Source organism: Longimicrobiales bacterium (assembly GCA_028823235.1).
Taxonomy (GTDB): Bacteria; Gemmatimonadota; Gemmatimonadetes; order Longimicrobiales; family Gaopeijiaceae; genus UBA2589.
Genome location: JAPKBW010000043.1, coordinates 1 through 6,939 on the forward strand (window position 1 = coordinate 1; position 6,939 = coordinate 6,939).

A 6,939-nucleotide genomic window follows, 5' to 3' on the forward strand; every position below is an offset into this window, starting at 1 on the left:
CGGAGTAGGTGGCGAGGAAGCGATCGTTCTCCTCGGGCGTGCCAATAGTGACTCGGAGTCCTCCATGACCTGGTCGAGGATACGGACTGGACGTTGGAGCGGCTGCAAGCCGAAGGCTTCCCCACCGAGGTAGTCGACGGAGTCGGCGCCGTCACGAAGCTCCCTGAAGAAAAGGGGCGTGAGGCCGATCGCTATCTGTCGTCGGGCCGCGACGCATGCGCTGGGCCGGGAGGTGAAGCTCGCCGACCTGGCGGACAACATGGACGTGTCTTGGCTCGACGAGATCTACGATGCCGCCCGAGAGCGACTGGCCAGGTACACGCTAGCGGTCGAGACCATACGTGCGGCACCACCGCCTACCTCGTCCACGCCCTGACAGGCGAGCTACGACCCCGGGTAACGACTGGCGACCCCACCGACCCGCGCGTAGCCTGATCGGAACGCACACCTCAGGAGACTCCATGACCGGTCCGTCCATGAATCGTCGCGACTTCGCACGCCTCTTCGCCGCTGGTGGGTCGGCTGCACTCCTGGGCCACCCGCGCTTCGCCGGGGCACAGCCGACGCCGCTGACGCGGTCTGCGCTCCGTCCCGCAGCGGTCGACTGGGAGGCGGTCCGAGCTCAGTTCACCATCCCCGAAGAAGTAAGCGTGCTGAACGCCGCCAATCTCTGCCCGGCGCCCAGGGCCGTGCTCGAGGACGTGGCAGCGCACACCACGCGGCTCGACTCCGAGCCATTCCCGTCATACCGGAGCGAGATCCAGTCGGCGAAGGAGACGACCCGCGATCGACTCGCGGCGCATCTCCGCGTGTCACCCGAAGAGATCCTCATCACGCGCAACACGAGCGAGGCGAACAACTGGGTGTCGACAGGACTCGACCTCGGACCGGGCGATGAGGTCCTGATCTTTTCCGACAACCACCCGAGCAACAACCGAGCATGGAAGGAGAAGGGGGCGCGATTCGGGTACACCGTGGTCGAGGTCCCGCACGTCGATCCCCACCCCGGCGCCGAGTACTACCTCGAGGCATTCGAGGCGGCCATCACACCGCGGACCCGCGTGATGACGTTGATGCAGCACACGAACACGTCGGGCGACGTCTTCCCCGCGAAGGAGCTCTGCGCGATGGCGCACGAGCGGGGCGTGCTCACGCTCGTCGATGGCGCACAGTCCTTCGGGCTCTTCGACGTCGATCTCTCCGACTGGCAGCCGGACTTCTTCTCGGGCAGCGCACACAAGTGGCTGTGTGGTCCGAAGGAAGCCGGCGTCCTCTTTGTAAATCAGAGGGTGCACGACCGATTCCACCCGTCTGTGTACAGCGCGTACACCGGCAGCCGAGGGATCTCGCGCACACATGAGGGCCTGGGTCAGCGTGACACACCCACGCTGCACGCGTTCGGCGGGCACATCGCCTTCCTCGGAGAGATCGGTCAGGGTGAGATCGAGGCCCGGAGCCGCGAGCTGGCAACCATGCTGGTGGAGGAGCTGAGCGCACTCGACGAGGTGCACATGTGGACGCCGGCCCAGGCCGAGCGACGTGGAGCGGTGGTGACGTTCCGGCCGGGCGAGCTCGACGCGCGAAGGGTCATCGGAGCGCTTGAGGAGGACGGGATCGTCGCGGCAGCGCGCGGTGGGTCAGACCGCCCTGGGATTCGCTTTTCGCCGCACTTCTACAACTCGGAGCGGGATTGCGAGCGCGCGGTGGAGGCGATCCGGGGGTATTTGAGGACGGGTCTGTAAGGAACAACGGTGGGGGATTGCATTCCCCTTCAGGGTGCGGATAGGAAGTTCAAAAGGCGTATCGCGGCAGGAGGCGAGGTAGAACGGGGCAGGGGGTGAGGAGGGAGGGCGGGGGAGAGGCTGGGAGAGGAGCCGCTGCGTGCGTGACAATGGGTAGGCGAGGTGCGAGATCTGAGTGAGCCGGGAATGGGCCGGCGAGATGGGCGGGGAAGGCGCTGGGAGGAGCATCCCCCGCCTGGCGTGACTTCGGGCGCGTCAGCGGTCGAAGTCCTCGGGCAGGGACTGGTCGAACTCGAAGTCGGGGACGGACTCGGCGGGATCGAAGGCCGGCGTCTGATCGAGGAGCCCCGTGAAGAGATCGGCTTGGGGCGGTCCGCGGGCGGGCGAGAGGTGCGGCGGACCCATGCCTAGATGACTTGCCACCTTTACCGACTCTCGTGCCAAGTGCAGCCTCCCTCACCAAGTTGTTATTGGCCGGTCTCTTGTGGGCCTGCATCTGGAGAATCTGACTCGGGAGAGCTCATGCGGATCCGTCTGTTCCTTCACCTCGTACCCGTCATCGCTGTGGCTGTCCTCTGTCTCTCGAGGCCGGCATCAGCCCAGGTCGAGTTCGATGCCTTATCCGCCATGGAGGCGCGCAGTGTGGGTCCTTCAGGGCAGGGTGGTCGCATCAACGCGGTCGACGTGCTGGTCCACGATCCTGATGTCATCTACGTGGGTGCGGCCGCGGGTGGTGTCTGGCGTTCGAGGAACGGAGGTACCACGTGGGAGCCGATTTTCGATGACCAGGCCGTTCAATCGATTGGAGCCATCGCGGTCAATCAGACTAACCCCGACGTCATCTGGGTAGGGACGGGCGAGGGCAGCCCACGTAACTCTGTGAACCACGGTAACGGGGTGTATAAGTCGATCGATGGCGGTTTGACTTGGGCCCATCTAGGACTCGATGAGTCTCGTGCTATCCACCGGATCCTCCTCCATCCCAACGATCCTGACGTCGCATATCTAGCGGTCGTGGGCAGCCCTTTTGGTGACTCCGAGCAGCGCGGCGTTTACCGGACGCGTGACGGGGGAGAGACCTGGGAACGCACACTCTTCGTTGACCAGCGGACGGGAGCCGCGGATCTGGTCATGGATCCCCGGAATCCGGATAAGATGATCGCAACGATGTGGAGTCATCGCCGGCAGCCGTGGACCTTCTCCTCAGGCGGTCCAGGATCGGGACTCTACGTCACATACGATGCTGGGGACAACTGGACCCAGCGCACGGCGGAAGATGGCCTGCCCGGGGGAGAACTCGGCCGGATCGGAGTCGCAATTGCCGCGAGTGAGCCTGACATCGTGTACGCGCTCGTTGAGGCGTCTGAGAACGTACTGCTGCGGTCCGAGGACGGCGCGCGTTCTTTTGAAAAGGTCAACTCAGAGGAAGGTGTGAACCCTCGTCCGTTCTACTATGCGGACATCTTCGTCGATCCGTCCAATGAGACCCGACTCTACCGTGTAGCGGGACGTATCGATGTATCGGAAGACAGCGGGGAGACGTTCGATACGTGGGTGTCTGGAGAGGTCGTCCATGTCGATCATCACGCGTGGTGGATTCATCCTGACGATCCAAGCTTCATCGTAGACGGAAACGACGGTGGGGCGGCAATATCCCGCGATCGAGGGAGGAGCTGGCAGGTCTTTCATAACCTTCCCATTGGGCAATTCTACCACGTCAACGTCGACAACCAGACGCCCTACAACATCTATGGCGGCGCGCAGGACAACGATTCGTTTCGAGGCCCTGCGTACGCGTGGAACCACCAAGGCATCCAGAATCACCAGTGGGAGAACCTTGGGTGCTGTGCTGACGGATTTGATATGGCGCCCGATCCGCGCAACGATCGCTTTGGCTACGTCATGCATCAGGGCGGCTCGCTCCTGCGCTATGATCGCAACACATCGACGTTCCGCCGCGTCGTGCCATCGCACCCGGAGGAGGCCGATCTGCGCTTCAACTGGAATGCTGCGCTCGCTCTTGATCCCATTCGGCTCGGTAGGGTGTGGTTTGGCTCGCAGTTCCTCCACGTCAGCGATGACGACGGCCTGACATGGAGAATGGCCAGCCCCGATCTCACGACGAATGACCCTGAACGTCAGAAGCAGGCCGAGTCGGGTGGTCTAACGACCGACGCTACTGGCGCCGAGAACAACACAACGATCGTGGCGATCGCACCCAGCCCGGTCGAAGATGGTGTGGTGTGGGTAGGTACGGATGATGGCAACGTGCAGCTCACGCGCGACGGCGGATCCTCATGGGTTAATCTGATTGAGAAGATGCCAGGAGCACCGTCAGGTGCTTGGGTGCCGCAGATCCATGCCTCGACTCATTCCGCGGGTGAAGCGTTCGTCGTCATTGAGGATCATCGCCGCGACGACTGGACACCGTACGTCTATCACACTGAGGACTTCGGAGATTCGTGGCATAGAATCGCAGAGAGCGTCGATGGATATGCCTTGTCCGTTGTGCAGGATCCCGAGGTCGCAGAGTTACTCTTCGTTGGTACGGACCGCGGGCTCTGGGTCTCCACCGACGACGCCGGGAGCTGGCAACGCTGGACGAACGGGGTGCCTGCTACGCCGGTGCGCGACATGGTCATCCAACAGCGCGAGCATGACCTCGTGATGGGGACGTTCGGCCGATCTTTTCTCGTGCTCGACGATATCCGTCCGTTGCGTACCCTCGCGCGCCACGGGTCAGTTCCTGAGAGCCTGTACGTCTACCCAGTGATCGACGCACCTCAGGTCGAGATCGCTCAGCAGCCGGGTCCGATCTTTCCGGGTGACTTCCTCTATCAAGGAGAGAACCGAGAGTTCGGTGCGCGTATCCGTTACTGGGTTCCGGAAGAGCCTGATTCCATGGAGGAAGAGGCTGATGAAGATGAGTTCGGTAAAGAGTCTGAGGTCACGATTCAGATCCTCTCTGGTTCCGAGGTCGTCCGGCGATTAGCAGGTCCTGGTGGACCTGGCCTGCACCAGATTGAATGGGGTATGGAGCGCGCGGGTGTGCGGCCAGCCAATCGCGAGGAGTCCGAGGACCCCGCAAACGCTCCTGAGCCTGGAGGCCCTCTCTTGTTGCCCGGCGACTACACGGTCAGGGTCATTCTTGCTGCGGATACAGCCCAATCGAGTGTGCGTATCCTGCCGGATCACCGCATCTCCTTTGATATCAACACTGCCAGAGCGGTTGACCGACTCAATACTCGACTCCTGGACGCCGAGCGAAGAACCACCGACGTAGCTGATCGAATAAGGAGCGCTCGTACGACGATTACACGAGTTGGAGACTTGCTCGACGAGTGGGATGGTGAGGAGCAGGAGGCAGATTCCCTGAAGGAGCATGGGGTTCGCGTGGATGACGCCCTCGAGGGGATGTACGAGTCCATCGTAGGAGCGTCCGGTCAGCGCCGGGTGAACGAGCCGTCGGTCATGACTTCACTTATCAGGTCTGCGTCGTCGGCCCTTAGCTCCGGTCGCTGGCAAGAGTCGACTCAGACGGCCTTGCGCGGGCTTGAGCGTGTCGAGCAGGCAGTCGTGGAGCTCGAATCCGCTGTGAATCAATGGTTCGAAACGGACTGGATAGAGTTTCGAAGTGCCGTCGAAGCATTTGGCCTGACGCTGTTTGGAGATTGATGCGGCAGCTCACTATACCAGTTGCCTTACTGATCCTCGCGGGTTGCGGCGATGACGTACCACCAGGAGGAGGGACGGGCACGACACCAACGCAGCCGGTGGTTCCGGTCCCTACCGGAATCACGCTGAGTTCAAGGAGCGTGGCCTCACGAGCGTGAGACTCAGGACTACTCCTAAGACTCCCTACTCACACGACACACAGTTGTGGTTGTTGACCGATCCCAACTCCTCGAGCAGCGCGACGGCTTCCGGATAGGGCCGGACCCTCTGGACGGGTCCGTTGGCCATGTCGGCGACAGTCTCTCCCTTCCGGCTGACGACCATCACGTCGGCCCCGTGTTCGACGAGGTAGCGGATCATTTCCACGTCTCCCCGGGAGGCGGCATGATGCAACGCGGTGTAACCATTCGCGTCGCGCGTATTCACGTCGGCGCCCATCTGCTCGACCACGAACCTCAAGGCCGGCATCCAGCCATTCGGGACGTATCGGTGCGCGTTACCCGCGAAGGATTGTCCGTAGCCGACGCCTGATGCCGCGTGAATCGCGTGGATGGCGGGGCCGTCGGCCGGGACTGGCGGGAGACCGGATTTGTCCTCGTCTTCTTCCTCTTCTTCCTCTGACGGTGTGGCTTCCTCACCCTCCTCTTCTTCCGCGATAGCGTCTCCGCTTATCCCGTCATCTTCCGAGGTCCCAGGGTCAGGCTCATCGGCCGCCTGAACGACTTCCGCGGCCTCACCCTCACCGGCCTCCGTGCCCTCACTATCACCAGTCTCCAAGGCTTCTTCGCCCTCGCCGGGCTCCGCCTCCGTACCCTCACCCTCGTTCGTTTCGACGGGGGTCGGCTCCTGCCCGTTCTCCTCTTCTTCCTCACTCGCGGCTGACCGCCGCCTGCGCGGAGGTGGCTTCATGGTGCGGATGTCCGGATCGGCACCCCAGGAGGTCAGCATGGTCATCGCGCCCAGATCCAGCGCGTACGCAGCACGCCAGAAGGGCGTGGCGCCCTTGAGGTTGATCCCGCTACCGCGAAGAACGCCGAAGGTGTACTCCATATACCAGAGGTGCCGGTTGAGGCGGGCGTCCGGGTCTGCGCCAGCTTCGAGCAGGAGCTCCATCATCTCGAGGTGCCTCGTCTCCTGCTGCTGATGCGCCGTCGGATGGGCGTAGGACGCTCGGGGCTGCCACTGACGTTCGAGAACGGCGTAGAGCGGGGTGGCGCCCGCCACGCTCGCGATCGTGGGGTCGGCGCCGTGCTTGAGGAGAATCGAGGCGAGGTCCCATTGTCCGTTGATCGCCGCCATTAGTAGGGGCGTGGTGTGGTCGCCGGTGGATCGGTCGATGTCGGCGCCGCCCTGGAGAAGTGCTAGCGCGGCCTCGACGTGTCCCTGGCGCACGGCATGGTGGAGTGGTGCAAGGCCACCCCACGCGCCGACCTGTTGGGCGTAGGACAACGGGCGAGCAAGCTGGGTCCCTTCTCCTTCTCCTTCTCCTTCTCCTTCTCCTTCTCCTTCTCCTTCTCCTTCT

Annotated in this window: 5 protein-coding genes; 4 read left to right on the forward strand and 1 reads right to left on the reverse strand. The window is 62.9% G+C overall.

Features of this window, described 5'->3' with window-relative positions:
• Nucleotides 1-178: 178 nt before the first annotated feature.
• The 4 genes from OSA81_13060 to OSA81_13075 all read left to right on the forward strand — a co-directional run bounded on the left by OSA81_13060 (nt 179) and on the right by OSA81_13075 (nt 5,417).
• Nucleotides 179-376 carry a hypothetical protein gene (locus tag OSA81_13060; GenBank protein ID MDE0899930.1) on the forward strand — a complete coding sequence of 66 codons (198 nt, stop codon included), beginning with the start codon at nt 179-181 and terminating at the stop codon, nt 374-376.
• A gap of 85 nt (nt 377-461) precedes the next feature.
• Complete coding sequence (locus tag OSA81_13065; protein ID MDE0899931.1) at nt 462-1,742, forward strand: aminotransferase class V-fold PLP-dependent enzyme; 1,281 nt, start codon at nt 462-464, stop codon at nt 1,740-1,742.
• Nucleotides 1,743-1,928: 186 nt separating this feature from the next.
• Nucleotides 1,929-2,153: a hypothetical protein gene (locus OSA81_13070; GenBank protein MDE0899932.1), complete on the forward strand. Its 225-nt coding sequence runs from the start codon at nt 1,929-1,931 to the stop codon at nt 2,151-2,153.
• 111 nt (nt 2,154-2,264) lie between these two features.
• The gene (locus tag OSA81_13075; protein MDE0899933.1) at nt 2,265-5,417 is read left to right on the forward strand and encodes a hypothetical protein; all 3,153 of its coding nucleotides are present in this window, start codon (nt 2,265-2,267) and stop codon (nt 5,415-5,417) included.
• 183 nt (nt 5,418-5,600) lie between these two features.
• On the opposite strand, the gene OSA81_13080 is transcribed toward OSA81_13075, so the two are convergent.
• A partial coding sequence (locus tag OSA81_13080) for an ankyrin repeat domain-containing protein (GenBank protein ID MDE0899934.1) occupies nt 5,601-6,939 on the reverse strand: 1,339 nt, incomplete at its 5' end.

Excerpts from the sequence above, each read along its gene's own strand:
- OSA81_13065 (MDE0899931.1), top strand. The coding sequence starts at position 462 with ATGACCGGTCCGTCCATGAATCGTCGCGACTTCGCACGCCTCTTCGCC.
- OSA81_13070 (MDE0899932.1), top strand. The coding sequence starts at position 1,929 with ATGGGCCGGCGAGATGGGCGGGGAAGGCGCTGGGAGGAGCATCCCCCG.
- OSA81_13075 (MDE0899933.1), top strand. The coding sequence starts at position 2,265 with ATGCGGATCCGTCTGTTCCTTCACCTCGTACCCGTCATCGCTGTGGCT.